23 protein-coding genes, 1 tRNA gene and 2 riboswitches are annotated in these 24,382 nt (G+C 68.8%); of the genes, 13 read left to right on the top strand and 11 right to left on the bottom strand.

Annotated features, from left to right (window positions below; translation table 11 throughout):
• Positions 1-251: 251 nt before the first annotated feature.
• The 3 genes from AP234_RS01805 to AP234_RS01815 all read right to left on the bottom strand — a co-directional run bounded on the left by AP234_RS01805 (position 252) and on the right by AP234_RS01815 (position 3,118).
• Complete coding sequence (locus AP234_RS01805) at positions 252-1,163, bottom strand: aldo/keto reductase (protein WP_083501767.1); 912 nt, start codon at positions 1,161-1,163, stop codon at positions 252-254.
• A gap of 84 nt (positions 1,164-1,247) precedes the next feature.
• Positions 1,248-2,069 (bottom strand): siderophore-interacting protein, encoded by an 822-nt coding sequence (locus tag AP234_RS01810; protein ID WP_200926187.1) that lies wholly within the window; start codon positions 2,067-2,069, stop codon positions 1,248-1,250.
• A 329-nt stretch (positions 2,070-2,398) separates the two neighbouring features.
• Positions 2,399-3,118 (bottom strand): DUF2470 domain-containing protein, encoded by a 720-nt coding sequence (locus tag AP234_RS01815; RefSeq protein ID WP_055477732.1) that lies wholly within the window; start codon positions 3,116-3,118, stop codon positions 2,399-2,401.
• Positions 3,119-3,194: 76 nt separating this feature from the next.
• On the opposite strand from AP234_RS01815, the gene rpsD reads away from it, so the two are divergent.
• Positions 3,195-3,809, top strand: coding sequence for a 30S ribosomal protein S4 (rpsD, locus tag AP234_RS01820; RefSeq protein ID WP_055477733.1), 615 nt, complete (start codon positions 3,195-3,197; stop codon positions 3,807-3,809).
• Positions 3,810-3,906: 97 nt separating this feature from the next.
• Here rpsD and AP234_RS01825 read toward each other — a convergent pair whose 3' ends face one another.
• Positions 3,907-4,746, bottom strand: coding sequence for a hypothetical protein (locus AP234_RS01825; RefSeq protein ID WP_235557909.1), 840 nt, complete (start codon positions 4,744-4,746; stop codon positions 3,907-3,909).
• Positions 4,747-5,029: 283 nt separating this feature from the next.
• A riboswitch (glycine riboswitch) is annotated at positions 5,030-5,127 on the top strand.
• A riboswitch (glycine riboswitch) is annotated at positions 5,128-5,231 on the top strand.
• A 37-nt stretch (positions 5,232-5,268) separates the two neighbouring features.
• Between AP234_RS01825 and gcvT the strand changes: the two genes are divergently transcribed.
• Genes gcvT through AP234_RS01845 form a run of 4 tightly spaced genes read left to right on the top strand, consistent with a single transcriptional unit; the run spans position 5,269 to position 9,694 of the window.
• Positions 5,269-6,420, top strand: a complete 1,152-nt coding sequence (gcvT, locus tag AP234_RS01830; protein ID WP_055477734.1) for a glycine cleavage system aminomethyltransferase GcvT — start codon at positions 5,269-5,271, stop codon at positions 6,418-6,420.
• Positions 6,417-6,806, top strand: a complete 390-nt coding sequence (gcvH, locus tag AP234_RS01835; RefSeq protein ID WP_055477735.1) for a glycine cleavage system protein GcvH — start codon at positions 6,417-6,419, stop codon at positions 6,804-6,806. The genes gcvT and gcvH overlap by 4 nt, the downstream gene beginning before the upstream one ends.
• A 40-nt stretch (positions 6,807-6,846) precedes the next feature.
• Positions 6,847-8,217, top strand: a complete 1,371-nt coding sequence (locus AP234_RS01840) for an L-serine ammonia-lyase (RefSeq protein WP_055477736.1) — start codon at positions 6,847-6,849, stop codon at positions 8,215-8,217.
• A 46-nt stretch (positions 8,218-8,263) separates the two neighbouring features.
• Positions 8,264-9,694, top strand: coding sequence for a hypothetical protein (locus AP234_RS01845; RefSeq protein ID WP_200926188.1), 1,431 nt, complete (start codon positions 8,264-8,266; stop codon positions 9,692-9,694).
• Here AP234_RS01845 and AP234_RS01850 read toward each other — a convergent pair.
• Positions 9,674-10,153, bottom strand: coding sequence for a hypothetical protein (locus tag AP234_RS01850; RefSeq protein ID WP_055477737.1), 480 nt, complete (start codon positions 10,151-10,153; stop codon positions 9,674-9,676). The two genes, AP234_RS01845 and AP234_RS01850, sit on opposite strands and share 21 nt — an antisense overlap.
• Before the next feature lie 2 nt (positions 10,154-10,155).
• Positions 10,156-10,845, bottom strand: a complete 690-nt coding sequence (locus tag AP234_RS01855; RefSeq protein WP_055477738.1) for a DUF6286 domain-containing protein — start codon at positions 10,843-10,845, stop codon at positions 10,156-10,158.
• A 239-nt stretch (positions 10,846-11,084) separates the two neighbouring features.
• Here AP234_RS01855 and AP234_RS01860 point away from each other — a divergent pair, with 239 nt between their 5' ends.
• On the top strand, positions 11,085-12,434 hold the full coding sequence (locus tag AP234_RS01860; RefSeq protein WP_083501685.1) for an amino acid deaminase/aldolase: 1,350 nt from the start codon (positions 11,085-11,087) through the stop codon (positions 12,432-12,434).
• Between the two features lie 178 nt (positions 12,435-12,612).
• Here AP234_RS01860 and AP234_RS01865 read toward each other — a convergent pair whose 3' ends face one another.
• On the bottom strand, positions 12,613-12,936 hold the full coding sequence (locus AP234_RS01865) for a DUF3618 domain-containing protein (RefSeq protein ID WP_055477739.1): 324 nt from the start codon (positions 12,934-12,936) through the stop codon (positions 12,613-12,615).
• Positions 12,937-13,052: 116 nt separating this feature from the next.
• On the opposite strand from AP234_RS01865, the gene bcp reads away from it, so the two are divergent.
• From bcp to AP234_RS01895, 7 genes are all read left to right on the top strand, one after another.
• Positions 13,053-13,520, top strand: coding sequence for a thioredoxin-dependent thiol peroxidase (gene bcp, locus AP234_RS01870; RefSeq protein ID WP_055477740.1), 468 nt, complete (start codon positions 13,053-13,055; stop codon positions 13,518-13,520).
• Positions 13,521-13,610: 90 nt separating this feature from the next.
• Positions 13,611-14,093, top strand: coding sequence for an HNH endonuclease (locus AP234_RS34530; protein ID WP_083501686.1), 483 nt, complete (start codon positions 13,611-13,613; stop codon positions 14,091-14,093).
• Positions 14,070-14,144 (top strand) — tRNA-Leu (locus tag AP234_RS01875). Before AP234_RS34530 ends, AP234_RS01875 begins: the two co-directional genes overlap by 24 nt.
• A 258-nt stretch (positions 14,145-14,402) precedes the next feature.
• A complete protein-coding gene (locus AP234_RS01880) occupies positions 14,403-15,587 on the top strand; it encodes a DUF7134 domain-containing protein (protein ID WP_055477741.1) in 1,185 nt (394 codons plus the stop codon).
• Positions 15,588-15,612: 25 nt separating this feature from the next.
• The gene (locus AP234_RS01885) at positions 15,613-16,305 is read left to right on the top strand and encodes a response regulator (protein WP_055477742.1); all 693 of its coding nucleotides are present in this window, start codon (positions 15,613-15,615) and stop codon (positions 16,303-16,305) included.
• 200 nt (positions 16,306-16,505) lie between these two features.
• Positions 16,506-17,255, top strand: coding sequence for an ABC transporter ATP-binding protein (locus AP234_RS01890; RefSeq protein WP_055478197.1), 750 nt, complete (start codon positions 16,506-16,508; stop codon positions 17,253-17,255).
• A 3-nt stretch (positions 17,256-17,258) separates the two neighbouring features.
• A complete protein-coding gene (locus AP234_RS01895) occupies positions 17,259-19,742 on the top strand; it encodes an FtsX-like permease family protein (protein ID WP_055477743.1) in 2,484 nt (827 codons plus the stop codon).
• Positions 19,743-19,908: 166 nt separating this feature from the next.
• Here AP234_RS01895 and AP234_RS38335 read toward each other — a convergent pair whose 3' ends face one another.
• From AP234_RS38335 to AP234_RS01910, 4 genes are all read right to left on the bottom strand, one after another.
• A complete protein-coding gene (locus tag AP234_RS38335) occupies positions 19,909-21,300 on the bottom strand; it encodes a toxin glutamine deamidase domain-containing protein (protein WP_235557910.1) in 1,392 nt (463 codons plus the stop codon).
• A 228-nt stretch (positions 21,301-21,528) separates the two neighbouring features.
• Complete coding sequence (locus AP234_RS01905; protein WP_055477745.1) at positions 21,529-22,026, bottom strand: ATP-binding protein; 498 nt, start codon at positions 22,024-22,026, stop codon at positions 21,529-21,531.
• Positions 22,027-22,366: 340 nt separating this feature from the next.
• Entirely contained in the window at positions 22,367-22,990 is a 624-nt protein-coding gene (locus tag AP234_RS39355) for an RloB family protein (protein ID WP_152990190.1), read from the bottom strand.
• On the bottom strand, positions 22,987-24,333 hold the full coding sequence (locus tag AP234_RS01910; RefSeq protein ID WP_083501688.1) for an AAA family ATPase: 1,347 nt from the start codon (positions 24,331-24,333) through the stop codon (positions 22,987-22,989). The genes AP234_RS39355 and AP234_RS01910 overlap by 4 nt, the downstream gene beginning before the upstream one ends.
• Positions 24,334-24,382: the final 49 nt, after the last annotated feature.

Here is a 24,382-nt window from a genome sequence, read left to right on the forward strand (position 1 = left end):
GCGGCCCGGCAGGGGAGACCCGCATGAGATCCGGCAGGGGCCGTCCGGCAGGAGTAACCCCCGGAGGGGCAGGCCGCCCAGGAGCGGCCGCCCAAGAGGGGTGGTTCAGGAGGGGTGGTTCAGGAGGGGTGGCTCAGGAGGCATGATCAGGAAGCGTGTTCAGGAGGGGTGACCCGACAGGGATGATTCGACAGGGCGATCCGACAGGGGTGGCTCGGCGAGGGTTGCTCAGGATCTGCCCCTCAGGCCGATCAAGCGGGGGCATCGAGGCGGGCTGACAACTCGTCGTCGAGCTTGACCTCGGTGAGCAGCTCGTCGAGCTGGGTGATGGAGCTCACCCCGACGATCGGCACGATGCCCTGCGCCCGGAGCCAGGCGAGGACCACCTGGTTGCGGGTCGCGCCGAGCTCTCCGGCCACCTCGTCGAGCACGGCGAGCCGCCGGGCCGTACCGGGGTGATCGTAGTGCTCGGGCAGCGGCTTGCCCGCGTAGGCGCCGTTCAGCAGAGAGGTGTAGACCCAGAGGGTCAGGTCGTCTTCGGAGCGCACATAGTCGAGCGTCTCCTCGCCGACCTGCACGTGACCACTCTCCGGCAGGCGTACCCCGGGCCTCGGACGCAGGTAGGAGTGGCGCAGCTGCAAGTGGGTGTAGCGGGTGCAGCCGCGCGCCGTGGCCAGCGACCGGGCGCGCTCCAGCCGCCAGGTGGCGTGGTTGCTCGCGCCGATCTCCCCGACCAGGCCCGCCAGCACGAGCTCGTCGAAGACGGCGACGGTCTCCTCCAGGGGTACGGACCTGTCCTCGATGTGGGCCCAGTACACGTCGACGTGCTCGACCCCCAGCCGCCGCAGGCTGCCCGCGACGGCGGCGCGGATCACCGGGGCGGACAGGCCCTCGGCCGATCCCATGGTGCGGTCTCCCGGAACGGTAGGGCGTGCCCCGCACTTCGTGCTGATCGTCATCCGGTCGCGGTTGCGCCGGGTGGCGAGCCACCGGCCGATGGTGATCTCGCTTTCGTCGCCGGTCGCGCCATCCACCCAGAAGGGGTAGTTGTTCGACGTGTCAATGATCGTTCCGCCGCGCTCGACGAACCGGTCGAGGATGGCGAACGAGGTCGCCTCGTCCACCGTGGTCCCGAACGGGATGGTCCCCAGTGCGATTCTCATGCCGCACACCATGCAACCTGGAGCACACTCCACCGCAAGTCGGCCGCCGGACCGGGCGCGGCGGGACACGACCGGAGATCGTCATCATCCGCGCTCTGCCCGCCAGTAGCCGCAGAACACGATGCGCTCCTTGGGTAGTCCCGAGGTGATCCAGTGCCGGCGCATGGCGGTGGGGAGCGCCTGCTCTCCCGCCACCCAGCCGAAGACCGGACCGTCGGGCGGCGGAATCCGCTCTGCGGCGGCCAGCACCGCGCGTCCGGGTACGGCGTGCGGATCACCCCTGACCACCCAGGTCACTTCCACGGCCGATGGGACGCGCAGGTCCTGTACGTCCTCGGCCGAGGGAACCTCGACGAGGGCTCTGCCGGTGGTGTCATCCGGCAGTGAGGCGAGGATTCCGGCGACGGCGGGCAGCGCGCTTTCGTCCGCCACGAGCAGCACGTGCTCGGTGTCGGCGGGAGGGTTGAAGGAGACTCCCTCGTCCAGGATCGCCACCTGGTCTCCGGCACGGCAGGCGCCCGCCCAGGCGATGGCCGGCCCGGGTGCGGCGCCCGGCTTTGGCTCGTGTACGACGAAGTCCACGTCGATCTCCTGCTCCGCGGAGCGGTAGGCGCGGACGGTGTAGTTGCGCAGCGCCGGCCGGTCCCCCTTGGAGATCGTCAGATATTTGGCGTAGGACAGCATGGTCAGCCTGTCGGGAAGGCGTGGCAGCGGCTTGCCCGGAGCTGGGATGAACAGGCGGAACCACTGGTCGTAGCCCATGGGGGTGAAGCGCCCGATGTCCCCCTCTCCGAGGGTGACGCGGATGAAGTGGGGAGAGATTCGCTCAGTGCGCCGCACCCGCAGGGTCAGCAGCTCGGAGACCTGGGGTTTTATGCGGGTGGCCCTGATGTTGGTTCTGGCCAAGGTTCGTTCCTGATCGGTTCTGGGAGTAAGCCGTCCGACAGACTCCTCGCGGTGGCCGCGGGCAGATGGAAAACGCCCCTGCCGATGGAAAATCGTGCCCCTGACGGTCGGTCGGGAGAGCCGACCGCTTTCACCTCGCCCGCCGCCTTGTCGGGCGGACGGAGCCAAGCGGCGGTGGTCGGTTAATTCAGTGCGGGCGGTTCAGTACGGGCGGTTCAGTGCTGGCAGACCAGCGGGTTCAGTAAGGCCCCGGTGGTTCAGTGAGGCTGCCAGTGGCTCAGTGAGGCCAGTGGCTCAGTGAGAGCAGTGGCTCAGTGAGGCCGGTGGGCTCAGTGAGGGCAGACGAGGCAGGTCACGGCCTGCTCGAAGGCCGTACGGGTAGGGAGAGGCACCGGCCAGGGAAGCCTGACAAGCTCGTTCGCGCGCATCCGCACGGTGGCGCCGTACCGGTCGAGTTCCCACAGCCAGGCGTCGTCGGCGTTCTCTCCCGTCAGCCTGCCCATCGACTGGACGAGCTGTTCCCGGTGCGCTTCGTTGACGTGGCGGATCAGCCGTTCTGCGGTGTCGAGGAACGGGTCCGGGGCCGAGGCGAGATAGTCCCCGGCGTCGAGGAGGCCGGACTCCTGCCCGGTGAGATAGATCACCCGGCCGATATCGAGCCGGAGGAGTTTCGGCGTGCCGCCGTCGAGGGCGGCGAGCAGGTCATCGTCGGGACACCGCTCGGCGATGGCGACGGCGGTCTCCCGCGCCTCCTCGCCGGGCACGTCCTGGGTCCATCCCTGGACCTTGAGCAGGCCCCGCGGCCGCTGGACGCCGCCGAGATCCCGGGTCGCGACCAGGTCGACCGTCACCAGGGTCTCCGTGGCCGTGCCGTACAGGAACTCGCCGGGTTTGACGAGGAGTACGGGACGTCCCGCCGTGTCTACCCCGCCCCGTGCGGGACAGGCCGGGATGTCGGTGCCGGTGACGGAGACGTGTGTGGGCGTGGCGGTGGCGGCGAGAGTCCTGATGCGTTCCGGGATCGGCGGAGCGGCTACGGGGTGCCTCATGTCTCTCCTTGAGGCTCAGACGTGAATAAGGTTAGCCTTACCTTAGTTATTGGATCTCGACTTGGGAAGGCCGGGCATGCGCTACACGGGACCGAAGGTTCGACTCTCACGCCGGGCGGGGGTGCCGCTGACCCGCAAGGCGGTGAAGCACTTCGCGGCTCGGCCGTACCCTCCGGGCGAGCACGGACGGAAGACCGACCGGCGCACGGCGGGCGACTTCGGTGTCCGGCTGCTGGAGAAGCAGAAGCTGCGGTGGTACTACGACGTGTCGGAGAGACAACTACGCCGATACTGGGATCTCGCGGTGCGGCGGCCCGGTCGTTCCGGTGCGGAACTGCTGGTGATCCTGGAGACGCGCCTGGCCTCCCTCGTCCTGCGGGCCGGGTTCGCGCCGTCGATCTACGCCGCCAGGCAGTACGTCGCCCACGGCCACATCATCGTGGACGGCCGCAAGGTCGACATACCGAGCTATCTCGTGCGGCCGGGACAGGTCGTCGGCGTCCGTACCAGGTCACGCGGGATGCAGCCCTTCGTGGCGGCAGCGGAAGGCGTCTACGCCGACGCGCAGCCGGCGGCCTACCTCGCGGTGGACCACAGGGAACTGCGCTTCACGCTCGTCGCCCGCCCCTCGCGCGAGCAGATCGCGGTGCCGGTCGACGAACAGCTCGTGGTCGAGCACTACTCACGTTAGGTCGAGCTCACATCAGGTCGAGCTCACATCAGGCCGAGCTCACATCAGGTCGAGCTCACATCAGGTCGAGCTCACATCAGGTCGAGCACTACTCACGTTAGAACGCGCGGTCACCGCCGGGATTCGGCGATCGCTCGTCGGCGCCCGGCGACATCCACACACTGCGGACGCCACGGGGCGGCGACGGCAGATCGTGGCGGCCGGAGACGAACTCCTGGACGGCGATCTTCGCTCGGATGACGGGACGCCGCCAGCGCTCCTCCCGGTGTACGGCCTTCGCCATGCGCCTCGGTTTGGGCCGCCTGGCCACGTCTGAGTAGAACCAGCGCGCCCAGGGTGATCCGGGACGGGCCAGCCGTACCGCGCCGACGTAGACGAACGGCGGGACGAACAGTCCCAGCAGGCCGCTCCAGATCTTTCCCTTGAGCAGGGTGACGACGGCGAAGACGAGGTTGACGACGAGGAACGCCGCCGCCGGCCAGGCTCCCGTCAGCGCTCCGTCCGCCCCGCTCCAGGCGAGCGGGCGCAGACCGAGCAGCAGCAGCCCGGTGGCCGCGATCGCGACGAAGACCGCATCGACCGAGGTGCGGCCCTCCTCCTGCCAGTAGACGTCGCGCAGGTGCAGGATGAGCGCGAACTCGTCGAGCACGAGTGCGGCGCCGACACCGAAGACGGCGGCCGTGAACGAATACCACGCCGTCGACACGCCGGCCAGGACGAGGCTTGCCACCCCGCCGAGCAGCATGAGGATCACGCCGAACACAACGTGGTGGATGTGCATCTCCCCCACGTTGACGTTGCCGAACCAGCGGACCCGCGCCCGGATCAGCCGCACGTTGATCCTCGTGCACACGAAGGCGACGATCAGCGCGACGAAGAAGCAGAACAGCGGCAGTCGGTGGACATCGACGACACGCTCGTGGAACCAGTCACCCATACAAAGACCCCGGTTTCCGATGGTAAGGCGCGCCCCAACGTGCTCGGCTCGGACACATGCTCTAACCACCCAGGACCCGGAGATGGGCATGCGACAGGCGGCGGGGGGGAAAGCCGCGGACAGTAAGCGGGAGGTAACACGCGAGAGACGCGGAGGTGACACGCGGGAGTCGAGGTACGTGAGATGAGGCGCAGGAGTCAAGGGGCGGGAGGAAGCAGGGAAAGAAGCGTGGACGAACGGTTATGGAGATCCGGGGTGAGCGGTTAGGCTTGCCGTGCACCGGTGATCCCGTGCGGGAGAGCGTCCTGGCAGCCGGCCAGGGCCCCTGAAGGAGCAAGCCCTCCCCGCGAACCTCTCAAGGCAAAGGACCGTACGGGCCAGGTGTGCTCTGGAAAGTGGACCACGAGGGATCGGGGTCTCGCCGAAGGTGAAAGTCCGGCAAAACACGGACGAAGCTCTCAGGCGCCGATGACAGAGGGGGAGGATGCCCTCATCCGTCCTTTCCGAGGTGCGAGTTCGATCATGTCCCGATCCACTCCATTGCGCGAGGTCCACGAGAGCCTCGGCGCGACCCTGACCGACTTCGCCGGATGGCTGATGCCGCTGCGTTACGGCAGCGAGTCGGCCGAGCACGACGCGGTCCGTACGGCAGCAGGCCTGTTCGACCTGTCCCACATGGGCGAGATCTTCGTCACCGGTCCGCGGGCGGGTGAGGCTCTCGACTACGCCCTGGTCGGCCATCTGAGCACGCTCGGCCCGGGCCGGGCCCGCTACACGATGATGGTGAACGAGGCCGGCGGCATCCTCGACGACCTCATCGTCTACCGGCTCGGCGACGAGGAGTTCCTGGTCGTCGCGAACGCCGCAAACGCGACCCTGGTCGCACGCGAACTGACCGAGCGCACCGCTCGGTATACCGAGTCGTCCGGCGCGGCGGCGTCCGATGCGGTGGTCGAGGACCGGTCCGGCGACTACGCGTTGATCGCGATCCAGGGGCCCCGCGCCGCCGAGATCCTGCGCGGCCTGACCGAGGCCGGCACCACCGCCGACCTGGACGGCATGAAGTACTACTCGATCGTCTCCGGGACGGTCTCCGGCGTGCCCGCGCTGATCGCCAGGACCGGTTACACGGGCGAGGACGGGTTCGAGTTGCTCGTACGTCCCCAGGACGCGGCATCGCTGTGGCACGCGCTGAGCGAGGCCGGCCAGGAGCTCGGCCTGGCGCCTGCGGGGTTGTCGGCCCGCGACACGCTGCGGCTGGAGGCCGGCATGCCGCTCTACGGCAACGAACTGACCACCGAGACGACGCCGTTCGACGCGGGTTTCGGCCGGGTGGTGCGGCTCGACAAGCCCGGCGACTTCGTCGGGCGGTCCGCCCTCGCCGAGATCGCCAAGAGTGAGGGCACGGACGAGGCGGGCGCGAGCCGGCGGCTGGTCGGGCTGGTGGCGAGGGGCCGCCGCGTGCCCCGCCACGGCTATCCGGTGGTCCGGGGCGGCGAGGTCGTCGGCGAGGTCACCAGCGGCGCCCCCTCGCGTTCACTCGGCAGGCCCATCGCGCTGGCGTACGTCTCCCGCGCCGCCACCGAGAGCGGGAACGATCTGGCCGTGGACATCCGCGGCTCCCACGAACCAGTTGACATCGTCGACCTGCCCTTTTACAGGAGGAACAAGTGACCAACATTCCCGAGGCCCTGAGCTACACCAAGGAGCACGAGTGGGTGGCCGGGCTGGACGAGGGCTCGACCGCGACGGTCGGCATCACCGCGCACGCGGCCGAACAGCTCGGTGACGTGGTCTACGTGCAGGTGCCTGAGGTCGGGGCCACCGTCTCCGCCGGTGACGCGGTGGGCGAGGTCGAGTCGACCAAGTCGGTGAGCGACATCTTCTGCCCGGTCGACGGCGAGATCGTGGAGACCAACCCCGCAGTCGTGGACGACCCGTCGCTGGTCAACTCCGACCCGTACGGCGAGGGATGGCTGTTCCGGGTGCGCGTCGAGCACGAGCCGGACGAGGTGCTGACCGCCGACGAGTACAACGCGTTCATCTCGGGCGGGTCCTGACGACGGCCCCGGAAGAAGAGCGGATCAAGGGACAGGATCAATGGCGATCAGTGTCTTCGACCTGTTCAAGGTGGGAATCGGGCCGTCCAGCTCGCACACGGGCGGCCCGATGGCCGCGGCGCACAAATTCGCCAGGGGCCTGCACGGCGACGGCCTGCTGGAGAAGGTCACCCGCGTCGAGGCCATCCTGTACGGCTCGCTGGGACTGACCGGCAAGGGTCACGGCAGCGACAAGGCGGTCATGCTCGGCCTGTCGGGTGACAAGCCCGAACTCGTCGACGTGGACACCGTCGAGGACAGGCTCGCCGCCATGCGGGCGAGCGGCACGGTCAGGGTGTACGGCACGCACGAGATCCCGTTCGTGGTCGGGGAGGACCTGATCTTCGAGCGGAAGGTGTCGCTGCCGCACCACCCCAACGGCATGCGCTTCACCGCGTTCGCCGACGACACCGTGCTGCGCGAGAAGGTCTACTACTCCGTCGGCGGCGGATTCGTGGTGGACGAGAACGCGACGGGCGCCGACCGGATAAAGCCCGACGACACGGTGCTGCCGCACCCGTTCAGGACGGGGGACGAGCTGCTGGAGCGGTGCGCCGACACGGGCCTTTCGATCTCCGGGGTGATGCTGGAGAACGAGCAGGCCTTCGGCCGTACCCAGGAGGAGATCCGCGCGGGCCTGCTGCACCTGTGGTCGGTCATGGCCGAGTGCGTCCGACGTGGCTGCGGCCGCGAGGGCGTGCTGCCGGGCGGGCTGAAGGTCAGGCGCCGGGCCAACCAGCTCTACCGCAGGCTGCGCAGCGAAGGCGACACCGACCCGCTGCGCGCGATGGACTGGGTGACGCTGTTCGCCCTGGCCGTCAACGAGGAGAACGCGGCGGGCGGCCGCATCGTCACCGCGCCGACCAACGGCGCCGCCGGGATCGTCCCCGCCGTGCTGTCGTACTACACGAAGTTCGTCCCCGGTGCGAACGACGACGGCATCGTGCGCTTCCTGCTCACCGCAGGGGCGATCGGCGTGCTGTTCAAGGAGAACGCCTCCATCTCCGGGGCCGAGGTCGGCTGCCAGGGAGAGGTCGGCTCGGCGTGCTCGATGGCCGCCGCCGGTCTGACCGAGGTGCTGGGCGGCACCCCCGAGCAGGTGGAGAACGCCGCGGAGATCGGCATCGAGCACAACCTCGGACTCACCTGCGATCCCATCGGCGGCCTGGTGCAGATCCCGTGCATCGAGCGCAACGCGGTAGCCTCCATCAAGGCGATCGCCGCCTCCCGGATCGCACTGCGGGGCGACGGCCGCCACTTCGTGGCGCTCGACAAGGCCATCAAGACCATGCGGGACACCGGCAGGGACATGCTCGACAAATACAAGGAGACCTCGCGCGGCGGGCTCGCCGTCAACGTCATCGAGTGCTGATCCCCGCCACGCCCGATAACAGCCCGGTGACGAGGAGGATCATCTGGTGGGTGCACGGGTGAGGGCACACCGGGCGTTCCTGGTGGTGCTGGTCCTGGGCGTCGCACTGCGCGGGCTGGCCGTCCTCGGCTACCGCCCGGCGCTGTGGTTCTGGGCCGACTCGTTCGCCTATCTCAGCTCGGCCCTGGACCTGCAGCCCCTGCGGTCCAGGCCGTCGGGCTACTCGCTGTTCCTGTGGGCGCTCGGCCCGCTGCAGAGCATCACGGCCGTCGTGGTCGTCCAGCACCTGCTCGGTCTGGGCATCGCCGGCTGCGTGTACGCCGTGCTGCGGCGCCGTACGGCACTGTCGGGCCGGAGCGCCGCACTGGTGGCGGCGCCGGTGCTGCTGGACGCGCACCAGATCCAGCTCGAGCACCTCGTCATGGCCGACCTGCTCTTCACGGCCCTGGTCGTGACGGCGGTGACGCTGCTGCTGTGGTGGCCGCGCCCGCCACTGTGGGCGGCGGTCACCGCGCTGCTCCTGCTCGGACTCGCCACGATCACCCGGACCATCGGGCTGCCACTGATCGTGCTCGCGCTGCTCGCCCTGCTCGTGCTGTTCCCCGGGCGCGCGCGATGGCGGGCCGCCCTCGCCGGGCTGGCCGCCGCCTCCGCAGTGCTGAGCGGCTACGCCGTCTGGTACCACAGCGTCCACGGGTCGTACGGCATGGGCGGCAGCAACACCTGGCTGTGGTCGCGGACGATGACGTTCGCCGACTGCTCGGTCATGCGGCCGCCGAAGGAGCTCGCCGTGCTGTGCCCGCCGCCGGGGCCGCGGAAGGCCGCCCCGGCCTACATCTGGGACGCCGACTCGCCGCTCCAGCGTGCCGGCAAGGACCGGGAGCGTCTGGCCGGGGAGTTCGCCTCGCTCGTGATCCGCAGTCAGCCGGTCGACTTCCTGCTCACCGGGCTGAGCGACGCGCTGTGGGCGTTCGAGTGGGACCGCCGGGTCTATCCCTCTCCCGGTCCGCAGAGCGCCTATGTCTTCCCCGAGAAGGTCCGTCCGTTCAGCGACAAGGTCGCCTCGGCCGGCCGCACCGCGACAGAGCTGACCGGCGCTTATCAGCGCACGTCGGGTGCGACACACGTCGTGGAGCCGTACGCCGGTTGGCTGCGCGCCTACCAGCAGGTCGGGTTCGTACGCGGGCCGATGCTGGCCTTGATCCTGCTGATCGGGCTCGTCTGTGTGCCGACCCGGAGGTGGGCCGCGCTGCTGCCGTGGGCCGCCGCCATGGGGTTGCTCATGCTGCCGCCGCTCATCGCGGCTTTCGATCACCGCTATGTGGTGCCCGTCGTTCCCCTCGCCTGCCTCGCCGCCGGACTCGCCCTGAGCTCCCGTACACGGGGTTCTCGTACGCAGGGTTCTCGTGGGCAGGGTTCTCGTGGGCAGGGTTCTCGTGGGCAGGGCTCTCGGGGTTCAACGCCGGCGCACGTGTAGGCGGACGACGGCGGGAAGGTCGGGCAGGGCCACCGCGCCGCGAACCCGTGAGATCGCCGTGCGGTCGAGACGGTCGATCACCTCGGGCAGGTCGGCATCCGGCCGCAGCGACAGCGACACCCGCATCCTGCGCTCGCCCACGAGCCTGACCTTGATGTCGGCTACGCCGTCGACGCCCTTCAGCGCGACGCCCAGCATCGCGGCGCCAGAGCCGGTACGGCTCCCGCGGCGCCGCCAGCCGAGCGCGGAGGCGAGCCAGCGGGACGCGGCCAGCGCGAGCAGCAGCGCGGCTCCGGCGGCCAGCGGCCAGACCCAGGGCCTGCCCTCGGTGAGCGAGCCGAGGTCCACGATCGGGTCGTCCGGACGGTCGAGCCGGACGGACATCAGATAGCCACCCGCGCCGATCAGGGCCAGGCCCACCAGGCCGATCCCGACGCGGTTCCCCAGATGTGGGAGCACCGTCACATCCTCCGCCCGCGCAGCCGTACGACCACTTCGTGGTGGCCGTAAGCGCCGAGGCCGGAGAGCCGGTCGCCGACCGCGGCGCCGATCTCACGGAGCAGTTCTCCTGGCCGGTCCGCGTCGGTGACCACCGTGACCTCGATCTGCCTGCGCAGGACGCGCACGCGGGCGTGCTCGACACCGACGAGGCCGTGGTCGTGGCCATCGTCATGAACCTGCGCGCGGCCCTGGTCTCGGACCTGCGCACGACCCTGGTCGTAGCCGTCGTCCGCCGCTTCGTACGCCGCCGCGGCGAGCGTGCGGCGCAGTCCGGAGCGGGTGAGGCCGATGGCGAGCAGCGGATCGTCGGTCTCCAGTGGCACCAGCCTGGGGCGTCCGGGAACCACGGCGAGGGCCACCAGCCCGGCCCCGCAGACGATCATGACCATCGCGACCGTCGGGACGACGGGATCGCCGAAGGTCACCGACAGCACGTGGCCCATCCGCGGCCACAGCGCCGACGGCCGTACGGCGAAGCCCGCCATCGCGGCGACGATCTCGGCGAGCCCCGCCCAGGCGAGCAGGGAGAGCACGGCGGCCACGATGATCCCCACCGGCGTGCGGGCCGGCCGCAGTGCTCGCTCGGGAGAGCCGGAGCCGACGGCCTCCCGGTACGGGAATCCCGTGACAAGGTCTTGGACCACGCTCACCTGTCCCCCACCTCTCTCTTACCTGCTCATGAATTGGGTACAACGCCGCTCGACCCCGGCGCGCCCCTCACCCGCCGAGCTGGGCGATCTTGGGAGATCGATGCCGCGGACTTTACGAAGCCGGAGTTCGATGTGGGGGGGAGGGACAGGGTGAGGCCGGGCCCGAGGCCGTCGGCTGGATCACAGATAACATGAACCTTGCTCATGAAAATCGGCCGTACCGGTACTAAGCTGCGGACATGGACGACCCCCGGCGCCTCGGCCGTGAACGCCCGAACGAACACCACGCAGACGGACACGCAGCCAGACAGGACACAGCCTGGCAGGACACGGACAGGCGGAACACGGACAGGCGGAACACGGACAGGCGGAACACGGACAGGCGGGACACGGCAGGGCCACACGCGGACAAGCAGCGCCTGGACACCGCCACGGCCGCGTTGGAGCCCCCCTTCGCCGTTCTCGACATGGACGCCCTGCTGGCCAACGCCGCGGACATGGTCCGGCGGGCGCACGGCAAGCCGATCCGGGTGGCCAGCAAGTCGATCCGCTGCCGGCCGATCCTGGAACGGGTCCTCGCCATGGACGGTTTCTCCGGGATCATGGCGTTCACCCTGCCCGAGGCCCTCTGGCTGGTCTCCACCGGGCTGCGCGACGTGCTGGTCGCCTATCCGACGGTGGACCGCGACGCCCTGCGCGCCCTCGGCTCCGACGAGCGCGCCGCCCGCGAGATCACCGTGATGGTCGACTCCCCCGAGCACCTCGACCTGATCGACGGAGTCATCGGCGCTTACGGCCTCACCCACCCGATCCGGGTGTGCCTCGACATCGACGCCGCCTTCGTGGCCTTCGCCGGGAAACTCCGGGCCGGTGCGCTGCGCTCACCCGTACGCTCTCCGGAGCAGGCCGTGGCCCTCGCCGACGACATCGCCAAGCGTCCCGGCCTGCGACTGGTCGGACTGATGTCGTACGAAGGGCAGATCGCCGGCGTCGGCGACGACGTTCCCGGGATGTACGGCGCCCTGGTGCGCTGGATGCAGGGCAGATCGCAGCGGGAGCTGGTGACCCGGCGCGGCCGGACCGTGCGGGCCGTACGGCGGGTCGCCGAGCTGGAGTTCGTCAACGGCGGCGGCACGGGAAGCATCGAGAAGACGGTGCGGGAACGCGCGATCACCGAGGTGGCGGCGGGTTCGGGGCTGTTCCATCCCCGGCTGTTCGACTTCTACCGGAACTTCACCGGCCGTCCGGCCGCGCTGTTCGCGCTGCCCGTGGTGCGCCGGCCCGGTCCGCGCGTCGCGACCCTGCTCGGCGGGGGCTATCACGCCTCGGGACCACCCGGTCCCACCCGGCTGCCCCAGCCGTACCTGCCGGCCGGGCTGCGCTACGACCCCGACGAGGGCGCCGGCGAGGTGCAGACGCCGGTCCTGGGCGAGGCCGCCGCCGACCTGCGGGTGGGCGACCGCGTCTGGTTCCGGCACGCGAAGGCCGGCGAGCTCAGCGAGCGGTTCGCGAGCTTCCACGTGATCGAAGGGGACCGGGTCGTCGGCGAGGTCCCCACCTACCGCGGTGAGGGCAAGACCTTTCTCTGATCTCGCGGAAGTTTCGTCCCGCCCGTGTGCCGTCCTGCCGGTTCCGTACGGCTCGTGCGGTTCTGCCGGTTCCGTACGGCTCCCTGCCGTACGGCTCGTCCTGTCGGACTGCTTCTTACAGCTCGTTCTGGCCGGCTCGTTCTGAGCAGCTCGTTCTGGTTAGCTCGTTCTGTCGGGCTCAGCGCGTGCGGCGGCGCAGCAGCACGACCGCCGCACCGATCGCCACCACGGCGCCGATGCCGATGAGCAGGGGACCCACGCTCCTGGCGGGCGGTCCGTCCTCCTCGACCGGGGCGTAGGTGGTGAATCTGCTGGGATGACCGCGCAGAGCGTCTTCGAGTGACGTCACGAACTGCCTGGCGCCGGACTTCGCCTTGGTCACGCTCCGTTCCGCCACCCGCTTCGGGCTCACCCGGTCGGCGATGGCGTCCACCGTACGCGCCAGTTCCGCCCGGGTGCGCTCGATCTGCCGCTCCAGCGCATCGGGATCGGTTTCCGCCATGCGATCCCCCCTCCTGTGGTATTCGTATGCGATCAGTCTGCCAGGTCCGGTACGCGCCGCGCGCGGCGGCGGAACCGGTAGCTTGGGTCAGACGCGGTTCCCCGAAGGAGGCCACGATGAGCAAGCTCGAGACCGGCGACGCCGCGCCGGACTTCACCCTCCCCGACGCCGACGGGAACGACGTCTCGCTGGAGTCGTTCCGCGGCAGGCGGGTCATCCTGTACTTCTACCCGGCGGCGATGACCCCCGGCTGCACGAAGCAGGCCTGCGACTTCCGCGACAACCTCGACGCGCTGGCGGGCGAGGACCTCGTCGTGCTCGGCGTCTCCAAGGACAAGCCCGCCAAGCTGCAGCAGTTCCGCGAGCGCGACGCGCTCACCTTCCCGCTGCTGTCGGACCCGGAGCTCGACGTGCACAAGGCGTACGGCGCATACGGCGAGAAGCTGAACTACGGCAAGAAGATCATGGGCGTCATCCGCTCGACTTTCGTCATCGACGCCGACGGCAAGGTGGAGAAGGCCCTCTACAACGTGAAGGCCACCGGCCACGTCGCCCGCCTTATGAAGGACCTCGCCATTTCCTGACTTGCCCCCATAATGCGCCCCACCCAAAATGCGCCCCACCCAAAATGCGCCCGACCCGAAATTGTCAGTGCCGCTCGTTAAAGTCGCGGCATGACCAATTCCAGGTACATCCGGAAACTCCTCACCGAGGCGGCGAATTCGATCGGCATCGCCGATGTGCTGCGCCACCTGGGGCTCTCCATGGCAGGCGGCGACCACGCCCGCATCGGCCGTCGACTCAAGCACTTCGGCATCGACACGTCCCGCTTACTCGGGCAGGCGCACACCCGAGGTCGACGCCTGTCGCGACGGCCTGCCGAAAAAGTCCTCGTCGTGATGCCACCCGGATCCGGCCGCCAGAAGCCCACCAAGCTCCGAGGAGCCTTGGAGAAGGTCGGGGTTCCCTACCGCTGCGCAGGTTGTAGGATGGATGGCGCTTGGCTCGGTCAGCCGCTGACGTTGCACATCGACCACATCAACGGCGACCGGCGTGACAACAGAAAAGAAAACCTTCGGTTTCTCTGCCCGAACCGTCGTTCTCGAACAGAGAATTTCGCGGGCAAAGGAAAAGGGGTCGTAGCCCAATTGGCATGAGGCAACGGCTTTAGGTGCCGTAAAGTGCGAGTTCGAATCTCGTCGACCCCACTCCACTTCTCGGAAAAGACCGGGAAATGAGAGCGTTTCGGGTTCGGCGCGGCCGGCACGGACATGGTCGGCGCGCCGGACCACGTTCGCGGCGAACATGGGCGCGATCACGCCGCGATCATGATCGGACATGGGCGACCGCCCGCGGACAGGTCGGCTCCGACCCCTATGCGGTCGTAACGCTGCGACCTGAGTCGTAGACGGGGATCCGTCTGCAGGGGGACCCGTGACTGAGCAGCCGATACGTACAGTTGAACCGTGTTCGGCAGATTGCGTGCGTGGGGTCGGCGCCACTCGAAGCTGGTGGACGTCCTCACGGTCTCACCACTGTGGCTGATCTCCCTGTTCACCCTGAGGTTCTACACCAATACCGCTCCGACGGATGTCACCCACATCGGCGTCCCCGGTCTTCTGCTGCTGACCCTCGCCCTGCTGATTCCGCTGATCTGGCGGCGGAGCCGTCCCCGCGAGGTGTTCGCGGTCGTCGCCCTCGTCTGCTTCGGCCAGTGGCTGGCCAACGTCGACATCACGCCGGCGAACCTGTCCGTCCTGGTCGCGATGTACGGCGTCGCCGCCAGGTGCACGACCGCCTGGGGCATCGCCGCGGGCGTGGTCACCGAGTTCGGCCTGCTGCTCGCCATGATCAGGTGGGGCGGCGGCCATGTGATCCAGCCGTTCCTGACCACGTCGGTGTTCGTGGTCACCATCTGGATCACCGGCATCTACACGAACATGCGGCGACGCTACATCGACAGCCTGTTGGAGCGGGCCGAACGGGCCGAACGGGAGCGGGACCAGCAGGCACGCATCGCGGCCGCCGCCGAGCGCGCCCGCATCGCCCGGGAACTGCACGACGTCGTCGCGCACAACGTCAGCGTGATGGTCGTGCAGGCCGACGGCGCGGCGTACGCGCTCGACAGCGACCCCGAGCAGACCCGGCACGCGCTGCGGACCATCTCCGGGACCGGACGGCAGGCGCTGGCGGAGATGCGGCGGCTGGTGGGCGTGCTCAGGCAGAACGCCGGGAGCCCGGCGGAGGAGTACGCGCCACAGCCGGGCGTCGCCCAAATCGAGGAGCTGGTCCGGCACGTCCGCGACTCCGGGCTGCCGGTCGAACTCGCCGTGTCGGGCACGCCGCGCGACCTCCCCGAGGGCGAGCAGCTGGCGATCTATCGGATCGTCCAGGAGGCGCTGACCAATACCCTCAAGCACGGCGGCCCCGCCGTCCGGGCCAGGGTCGAGATCGCGTACGGCCCGGGCGACGCCGTGCTGCGGATCGTCGACGACGGCCGGGGCGCGGCGGCCGTCCATGCCGAGGGCGGCCACGGGCTTATCGGCATGCGAGAGCGGGCCTCGATGTACGGCGGGAGCGTCGAGGCGGGCCCCCACGCGGGCGGCGGATTCCAGGTCGTCGCGCGGATCCCGCTCGGCGTGCCGGTGTGAGAGAACGGGAACGGGAACGGACACGATGATTCGCGTGATGCTGGTCGACGACCAGGAGCTGGTACGGGCCGGGTTCCGGATGGTCCTGGGCGCCCAGCCGGACATCGAGGTCGTCGGCGAGGCGCCGGACGGGCAGGCGGCGGTGGAGGCGCTCAAGGGCGTGGGCGAGGGCACAGGCGAGGGTACGGTCGAGGCCGACGTGGTGCTGATGGACGTCCGCATGCCGCGGATGGACGGCGTCGAGGCGGCCCGTCGCATCTGCGCGGCGCCTGACGGTCCGAAGGTGCTCATCCTGACCACCTTCGACCTCGACGAGTACGCGTTCGCGGCCATAAAGGCGGGTGCCTCGGGCTTCCTGCTCAAGGACGTGCCGCCCCCCGAGCTGATCAGCGCGATCCACTCGGTCCACTCCGGTGACGCGGTGGTCGCCCCCAGCACGACGCGCCGGCTGCTCGACCGCTTCGCCACGCACCTCCCTGACGGGGATGCCAGGGCGAGGCGGGACGCGGACGTGCTGACCGCACGCGAGCGTGAGGTCCTCCTCCACGTGGCCCGGGGGTTGTCGAACACGGAGATCGCCGGGCTGCTGCATCTCGCGGAGGCGACCGTGAAGACCCACCTCGGCCGGGTGCTCGCCAAGCTGAACCTGCGCGACCGTGCCCAGGCCGTCGTCTACGCCTACGAAACGGGACTGGTCCGGCCGGAGGCCGGCAGTTAGACACGTCGGCCGGAGGCCGGCGGTCAGACACGTCGGCCGGAGGTCGGCGGAGGAGACACCGCCGGCCAGATCATGCCGGCGGCTGAGGCCGGACTACATCACAAGTCGCACATAAGGCACACCGATCACCGGAGTAGCGCTACTCAGGTCCGTTCCACAGGCTGAGGGAACGGAAAGATCCCGGTCATAGCGTGGTCGGCATGACCACAACAACAACCACCGAGGTCCGTACCGCCGTCACAGCGAGAGGACTGACCAAGGTTTACGGCGAGGGCGACGCGGCGGTGCATGCGCTGCGGGGGATCGACGTCGGCTTCGCCACCAAGGCGTTCACGGCCATCATGGGGCCGTCCGGATCGGGCAAGTCCACGCTCATGCACTGCCTCGCCGGGCTCGACTCGGTGACCGGCGGCCAGATCACCATCGGCGACGTCGAGATCACCGGGCTGAACGACAAGCAGCTCACGCTGCTGCGGCGCGAGCGCGTGGGGTTCATCTTCCAGGCGTTCAACCTGTTGCCGACGCTGACGGCCGAGCAGAACATCCGGCTGCCGTTGGAGATCGCGGGACGGCAGGCCGACCAGGTGCTGTTCGACCAGGTGATCGACACGGTCGGCCTGCGGGACCGGCTGAGGCACAAGCCCGGTGAGCTGTCCGGCGGCCAGCAGCAGCGGGTCGCCGTGGCGCGGGCGCTGATCGGCAAACCCCAAGTGATCTTCGCGGACGAGCCCACCGGCAACCTCGACTCCCGCAGCGGCGCCGAGGTGCTGTCGTTCCTGCGCCGGTCCGTCCGCGAACTCGACCAGACGATCGTGATGGTGACCCACGACCCGGTTGCCGCGTCCTACGCCGACCGGGTGGTCTTCCTCCGTGACGGACTGCTGGTCAGTGAGCTGACCAATCCGACGCCGCAGCGGGTCCTCGACACGCTGATGGCGCTGGAGGCCTGAGCCGTGTTCAAGACCACCCTCGCCGGTCTGTTCGCGCACAAACTGCGCCTGCTGCTCACCTCCCTGGCGATCACGCTGGGGGTGGGCTTCATCGCCGGCACGTTCGTGCTGACCGATACCATCGACGCCGGCTTCAACCGGGCGTTCGCCGCCGACGCCGCCAAGGTCGACGTGGTCGTGCTCCCGCGGGATGCCGACCAGTTGCCCCGGGAGACGCTCGACAAGGTCAGGGCCGTCCCGGGCGTACGGGACGCACAGCCGGTGATCAGCGGCGACGCCCCGCTGATCGGCAAGGACGGCAAGACCGTCGGCGACGTCCCAACCTCCGGGGTGTCCATTCCGGCGAACCGGCTCAACGTCACGACCGGCCGGGCCCCCGCTGCCGACGGCCAGGCCGTACTGGACAAGAACACCGCCAAGGCCCAGGGATTCGAGCCGGGCGACACGATCTCGGTGCTCGGCCACGACAACGACCGGCACGACTTCCATCTCGTCGGCGTCTTCGACCCGGGCGTCGACCAGACCATCGCCTACCGCGGAGCGGTCGGCTTCACCTCGGCGGACGCCCTGCGGATCACCGGCGCGAAGGGCTTCCGCGAGATCGACGTCGTCACCGCAGGACCCTCCCCCGAGAGTCTCCGTACGACCGTCGAGGAGGCCGTCGGCACCGGCACGATCGTCCAGACGGGCCAGGAACGCGCTCGGGACCTCGCCGAGCGCAACGGCGCCGACACCGCCTTCCTGAAGATGGGCCTGCTGCTGTTCGGCGTGATCGCGCTGCTCGTCGCCGGACTGGTGATTTACAACACGTTCAACATCCTGGTGGCCCAGCGGACACGTGAGATGGCGTTGCTGCGCTGCATCGGCGCGACCCGGCGCCAGGTGTTCGGGTCGATCGTGCTGGAGTCGGTCGTCGTCGGGCTGCTGTCGTCCGTCCTCGGGCTGCTGGCCGGTCTCGGCCTCGGCGCGGCCGCGGTGGCCCTGCTGCGCGGTGTCGACGCCGGCATCCCCACGGGCACTGTCGGCCTGACCCCCCAGACGATCGCCGTCGGGCTCGTGACCGGACTCGCCGTCACCGTGGCGGCGGCGCTGCTGCCGGCCCGCCATGCGACCAGGGTCGCCCCGATCGCGGCGCTGCGCACCCAGGTCGAGGAGCAGACCTTCCGCACCGGGGTGGCCCGGGTGGTCTTCGCCGGCCTGTTCGCACTGGCCGGCATCGCAGTGACCGCAGCGGCCGTGAGCCTGAAGCCGGGCGAGGCCGGGCTGATGATGGCCATGGGCGGCGGCGTGCTGGTCTTCTTCGCGGTGCTCATCCTGGGCCCGGTGATCGTCAAGCCGCTGAGCGGGCTGGCGGGTTGGCTGCCGGCGCGGCTTTTCGGCGTGCCGGGACGGCTGGCCGTCACCAACGCTCGGCGCAACCCCAAGCGTGCGGCGACCACGACGATCGCGCTCACCATCGGCGTCACGCTGATGACGTCCATGTCCGTGATGACCGCCACCGTCCGGGCGACGGTGAGCGCGGAGCTCGACCGGCAGTTCCCGGTGGACTATCTCGTCTCGGCGCAGACGGGTGAGGTGCCGCGTGCCGCGGTGGACGCGCTGCGCGCCCGCCCCGAGCTCACCGGCGTCACCGAGATCCAGGAGGCCGAGGCCACGGTGAACGGACAGAAGCGGCAGGTCGGCACGGTGACACGGTCGGCGATCGGCACCACGGTCAAGCCGGAGACGTCGTCGGGTTCGATGGACGGATTCGGCCCGGGTGAGGTCGCTGTGGGCGACTCCATCGCCAAGGACCTCGGTCTCAAGGTCGGCGACATGGTCACGGTCAGGCCGGGCGGGGGAGACGACATCCGGCTCAAGGTGATCGCGGTGGTGAAGTCGGACGTTTCCATGCTGCCGATGGTGACGATCCCTGAGGAGACCTTCAATCGCTCCTTCACGAAGGTGTTCAACCGCGCCATCATGGCCAACGCCGCCGAGGGGGTGTCGGCCGACCGGGCGCGCAAGGCTCTCGACGACGCCACTCGTCCCTACCCGGCGGTCCAGGTCGGCAGTACGACCGAGATCCGCAGTCAGTTCGACGACGCGATGAACATGGTGCTGCTGGTCGTGACCGGCCTGTTGGGGCTCGCCATCGTCATCTCGCTGCTGGGGATCGCCAACACGCTGTCGCTGTCGGTGCACGAACGCACACGGGAGTCCGCGCTGCTTCGCGCCCTCGGGCTGACCCGCCCACAGCTTCGACGCATGATCGCGACCGAGGCCCTGGTCCTTGGGCTCGTGGGCGCACTCGTCGGCGTCGTCCTCGGCATCGTGTTCGGCTGGGCCGCCACGCAGACGTTCTCGAACAACGTGTCCTTCCAGCTCCCGGTGGCCGAGATTCTGATCTTCATCGCGGCTTCCGGACTGGCCGGAGTGATCGCGGCGCTGCTGCCCGCCCGGCGGGCGGCCCGGGCCTCGATCGTGGGGTCGCTGGCGGCCACCTGACGCCGCCGCGCACGCACGGGCCGCTGCTCACCGGTGCGCCTCGCGGAATTCCTTGTCGAGTCGGATTTCCGCGAGGTGCGCCTCGGGGGCGAGCAGCGGCCCCGAGGCCACAGATCCCCGGCGCCGATCAATGGTGCTGATCAGAAGTGCCGATCAGAAGTGCCGATCAGAGGTGCTGCCCGTGCCGGTCGATGACCACGCTGAACACGCCGGTCACCTCCTCGTACGGCGGCTCGACCGCCATGTGACCCCGCTGGGCGTCGATCCAGAGCACCTCACCCCGCCAGTTGACGGCGTTCCAGGCGTGGCTGCCGCCCGTGGGCCACCGGGTGATGAGCACGGCGGAGGCGCCGTGGCCGCCGAAGATCAACCGCTGGGCGATCGCGACGTAGGCGCGGCGACCATGCCCCACGTACTCGAACCGGTGGCCCAGCCATTCCTCCGCCCGGGCCACGCCCCCGGTCTCCCCGGTCGGAAGCGGCCTGCCGAGCACGTCGTACTCCGGATGCCGGCGCGCCGCCACGACGGGCTCGCCATGCCAGGTCGAGATCACCGCGAGTGAGCAGTCGAGCGCGTTGGTGGCCCTGAACGGGTCCTCCGAGGGTCCCTCCGCGTTGATCAGCCTGATCCACATGCCGCGCGGGTCGGGAAAGCGTTCGCATACCGCCTGAGCCAGACACGCCTGCGCCCGCGGATCCGGCGCAGCCAGCCCGCCGGTCCTGCCGTACGGCCTGGTCTCCTCCAACCTCGGCGGACGGCCCGGACGGTCGAGCCAGTCACACTCAGGGGGCTCTGTGATCATCGGAAGCGCCGTGTTTCCCAGAAGCCCAACGTTGCCCGGGTACGCCGTGTTCATCGGAAGCCCTGTGTTCAATGGAAGCCCCGGGGTCACGGCCGGAGACACGATGACCTCCGTCCCCGGAATGACGGCCGTGCCGTCCGGTTCCGCCGCGTCTTCCGCCCCGTTCATCTCCGCACCGACAGCGTCGTCCGCCCCCTCGGCCGACTCGCCGGTGGTCCCATCGACGGTCCCGTCCGTGGTCCCATCAGTGGTCTCATCAGTGGTCTCGTCGGCGAGCTCGCCGGCCCGATCCGCGGTCCAGTTCTCGGCGGCTCCTCCCGGTTCGCTCCGGGAGATGGCATCGGCCGCCGCGTGGACCGTCTTGATCTTCCGTACGAACAGGTCGCCGAACCGCGGACCCGCCGTACCGTCCGTACCGAGGAAACCGTAGGTGAAACCGTTCTTGCCGTTCAGACCGTTCTTGCCGTTCAGGCTGATCGGGTCGTTCGGGCCCGTCGAACCGTTGGCGGTGCCGTTCAACAGGGCGGCGATCCGACCCTCCAGGCGGCGCTCCTTCGGCCCGTGTTCCTTGAGTCCGTGTTCCTTCAGCCCGTGCTCCTTGAGTCCGCGCTCGGCAAGCGGCTCCGGCGGCGGAGCCTGAGCCTCGGCGGCCCGCTCGTAATCACGCCACCTGCGTCCGTCGGCCGTCACAACGGGGTTGTACACACCGGACGGCAACCGCCACCGGGCAAGACGACGGAACTTCTCCTGATTCATGTGCTGCGGCCCCCTTCTTCGCACATCAGGGTGCCGATGCTAGGACGGACCACACGGAAAGGACGGTCGATTTTCCCAACTCCAGACCCACCCCTGGGCATAGCCCGTGGTTCGGTCCCGGATCTTCGATTCGTGCTCACCGAGGAGTACGGGCAAGGGAAGCCGATCGTGCCGTCGCTGGGTCGGGTCTCGACCGAACACCCGGTGTACGGACACGCCGGCGGCGGATCACCGCCAGGCGAGGAGTTGGAACCAGACGGACTTTCCGTACGGAGTGAGCTCCCAGCCCCAGCGGTGGGAGAACATCTGGACGATGGCGAGCCCCCGGCCGCGCAGGTCGTAATCGCCGGCCTGGCGGGGCCGGGGCAGCGCGCTACACGAGTCGTGTACGTCGACCACGAGCAGATCACGGTCCCGGCTGACCGTCACCCGCACGGTGCTCGTCTCGGGAACGCCCACCGAACCGTGGGTGATCGCGTTCGTGACGAGTTCCGAGGCCAGGAGCTCGGCGATCTCCGGAATGTCCTCGGCTGCGGCCCAGTCGGCGGCCACGTCCCGTACGAACCGGCGAACCGAGGCCAGGCAATGTGGGTCACGCGGGATCCACTTCTCCCCCAACACCGGGCCGACCCGTTCCGGCACGTCCTGATCGTCAGCCGGGGGCGTTCGCGGTTCGACTGACTTGAGGTCCTCAGCCGTTTCGACGGCCTCGGCTGTCTCTATCATCGGCTTCTCCCAGCTTGAAACCGCCTCGTCGTTGATTTACTCCCCCAGCGTGCCGAGACGCCACTACTCTCTGTACAGATTTGATTACCAAGGCCGACATTTGGCAGTCGGCTGGACGCGATTGAACTCCGACAGGGGGTGACATTGTGGTCGATACCTACTCACCCCACTCCCTATGGGGGCAGGAAACTGCGCCACATCGGCAGCAGGCCGTGCCGCCCCAGGCCCGGCTCGCCCGGAGGGTCCACTTCAGCGAGTCGCTGATCAGCGGGGTCGAGACCGGGCAACCGCCGACCGGGACGACTGGAGAGGCGGTTCGCTCAGCGTCTTGTCGGGAGTGTCATGAGACTGAGCCGCGGATTCGTTGGATCAGACACCAGAGATCAGTGCTGGGATTCGACCGCGGCGGTGAGCCGTCGCCGACATGCTTCCTCTCGAGAGCTCGAGCTCGGAGAACGGCGGCGTCGTGCCGTTCCACGAGCTGCTGAAGAGCTCGCGTGGTGAGTACCTTTTCACAGCCCAGAAGCGTCTTCGCCATGTCTTGCGCCCTATGGCGATCAAGATTGGCCCACTGATCCCTGAAGTGAAGGATGAACCATAACTCGATGCAGGGGTTGGATATCGCGACGTTGATCCCGGCATGGAGCGCAAGATCGATGGCCCGATCAAGATTCCGGTGTTCATCGACATCGAACACGCACCAGTACTCGTCGAAGGCCTTGCCGCGCCGTCGCTTCTCCTCGCGAAGGTCGGCTTCCCTGCGATCTCGCGCTGCCTCCACCAGTTGGAGAGGTCCACCGTGGAAATCGTCTATCACGACGATGATCCGATCACGGTGGAGCCGGTGCCATTGCTGAAGGTAGAGGGGTTCTGTCTTCCTGCCCTCAGTGAAGACCAGGATCTCGCCGCGTTGAGCGGGCCCCGGCCGTCGAGCCCTCCGGGGCCGCCGCGATCCGCCCCTCATCCGCACTCGCCGGGGGTGGGCCGAACGGCCGCGGAGAACTCATGATGGCTCACGATCGGGGTGGCACCGTAACGTCCGGTGAGATAGCGTCGCCCGATCGCTTCTTCCTTCCTCGGCCCGAGATCCGACAGCGGATACAGTCGAGTGCTGCCGTCGGCGAGCTTCTCCGTGAACCAGATCTGGTCTCGACCAAGCACCCGCTCCCCCGTCGCCCCTCCAAGAAGCGTGGCGTCATGCGAACTGAAGATCAGTTGAGCACCGAGGGGATTGGCTTCGGGATTCTGAAAAAGACGGATCAATTGTGTGACGAGCGTCGGGTGCAGGCTCGCTTCGAGTTCGTCGGCCAGCAGGACGGACCCATGCTCCAGCGCGGAGACGGTGGGACCGATCAGGCCGAGCCAGACCAGGGTGCCTAGTGACTCCTCCTGAACGTCGAAATCGACCTCCTCGTTCGCACCGGTATGGCTGAGCACCAGCCCCATCTCAGTGAGGTCGATCTCGGGTGCCGCCTCCGCTTCCTCTTCGCGGCCGACGAGGATCTTTACCGCACGGCGGACCCGGTCCACGACCTGTGGATCGAGCGGCCGGATCCGAACGTCCGAGATGCCGAGATCCGCGGCTTTGATCAATGCGAGGACCCGATCACGGCTGTCGTCATGCCGGAGGAGGTCGGTGGTAAACGCCCATCGCATCTGCCGACTGGACGCTTCGGCGAGAAGGAGATTCCGTTCGAACCACTGGAAGAGAGGCAGCAGATCGGGATGGCCGCCCGCTGCGGCCGCGGACAGGAACAGCGAGTTGGGTCTGGTGATCTTCTCGATGGCTCGGCCCACGGCACGATTGCTTGATCCCAACGCGATCGGCTCACCTGCCTCCCGGCCGAACAGCAAGGAGGCACGGCCGCGAGGGTAACGGTAGGCCCATTCACGCAGCACTCGATCGTCGTCGAAGATCACTCCATACTCATGCCGTATGCCGTGCAGGACAAGGTCGATTTCGAAGCGGGTCGGCCTGCCGACGGCGTCGCCATCGAGCCGAAACGGGTGCCGAGGCATACCTCCGGACGGATCACCGGAGCGGAACGACAGCAGGACGTGACTGCGGAGCTCGCCCATGGCCTTGAGCACATTGGTCTTTCCAGACCCGTTGGCACCAAAGAGGCCCGCGACTGGGAGCACCTGGAGAGGACGCCCGCCCTGACGCCACGGCACTTCGCGGGGCACGTCCTGCTCCGCGAGCGCGGTGGCCTCCATCGAGAACTCCATCTCGTCACGGAACGAGCGAACGTTCTCCATGCGGAATGCCAGCAGCATAGACGTGGGACCAGCCTCATAGTCCCTCATGAGGCCGATTATTGCCGGTTACCCGCGATTTTTCAATCGAAAGAAGTGC

It is taken from the genome of Sphaerimonospora mesophila, assembly GCF_001417795.1.
In the GTDB taxonomy this organism is placed as follows: Bacteria; Actinomycetota; Actinomycetes; order Streptosporangiales; family Streptosporangiaceae; genus Sphaerimonospora; species Sphaerimonospora mesophila.

What these genes read in the sequence shown, in the direction of transcription:
- rpsD (WP_055477733.1), top strand. Translation starts at nt 3,195, where the DNA reads ATGCGCTACACGGGACCGAAGGTTCGACTCTCACGCCGGGCGGGGGTG.
- AP234_RS01885 (WP_055477742.1), top strand. Translation starts at nt 15,613, where the DNA reads ATGATTCGCGTGATGCTGGTCGACGACCAGGAGCTGGTACGGGCCGGG.
- AP234_RS38335 (WP_235557910.1), bottom strand. Translation starts at nt 21,300, where the DNA reads ATGAATCAGGAGAAGTTCCGTCGTCTTGCCCGGTGGCGGTTGCCGTCC.
- gcvT (WP_055477734.1), top strand. Translation starts at nt 5,269, where the DNA reads ATGTCCCGATCCACTCCATTGCGCGAGGTCCACGAGAGCCTCGGCGCG.
- AP234_RS01865 (WP_055477739.1), bottom strand. Translation starts at nt 12,936, where the DNA reads ATGGCGGAAACCGATCCCGATGCGCTGGAGCGGCAGATCGAGCGCACC.
- AP234_RS01805 (WP_083501767.1), bottom strand. Translation starts at nt 1,163, where the DNA reads ATGAGAATCGCACTGGGGACCATCCCGTTCGGGACCACGGTGGACGAG.
- AP234_RS01840 (WP_055477736.1), top strand. Translation starts at nt 6,847, where the DNA reads ATGGCGATCAGTGTCTTCGACCTGTTCAAGGTGGGAATCGGGCCGTCC.
- AP234_RS01910 (WP_083501688.1), bottom strand. Translation starts at nt 24,333, where the DNA reads ATGAGGGACTATGAGGCTGGTCCCACGTCTATGCTGCTGGCATTCCGC.
- AP234_RS01825 (WP_235557909.1), bottom strand. Translation starts at nt 4,746, where the DNA reads ATGGGTGACTGGTTCCACGAGCGTGTCGTCGATGTCCACCGACTGCCG.
- AP234_RS01890 (WP_055478197.1), top strand. Translation starts at nt 16,506, where the DNA reads ATGACCACAACAACAACCACCGAGGTCCGTACCGCCGTCACAGCGAGA.
- AP234_RS39355 (WP_152990190.1), bottom strand. Translation starts at nt 22,990, where the DNA reads ATGAGGGGCGGATCGCGGCGGCCCCGGAGGGCTCGACGGCCGGGGCCC.
- AP234_RS01905 (WP_055477745.1), bottom strand. Translation starts at nt 22,026, where the DNA reads ATGATAGAGACAGCCGAGGCCGTCGAAACGGCTGAGGACCTCAAGTCA.
- AP234_RS01815 (WP_055477732.1), bottom strand. Translation starts at nt 3,118, where the DNA reads ATGAGGCACCCCGTAGCCGCTCCGCCGATCCCGGAACGCATCAGGACT.
- bcp (WP_055477740.1), top strand. Translation starts at nt 13,053, where the DNA reads ATGAGCAAGCTCGAGACCGGCGACGCCGCGCCGGACTTCACCCTCCCC.
- AP234_RS01860 (WP_083501685.1), top strand. Translation starts at nt 11,085, where the DNA reads ATGGACGACCCCCGGCGCCTCGGCCGTGAACGCCCGAACGAACACCAC.
- AP234_RS34530 (WP_083501686.1), top strand. Translation starts at nt 13,611, where the DNA reads ATGACCAATTCCAGGTACATCCGGAAACTCCTCACCGAGGCGGCGAAT.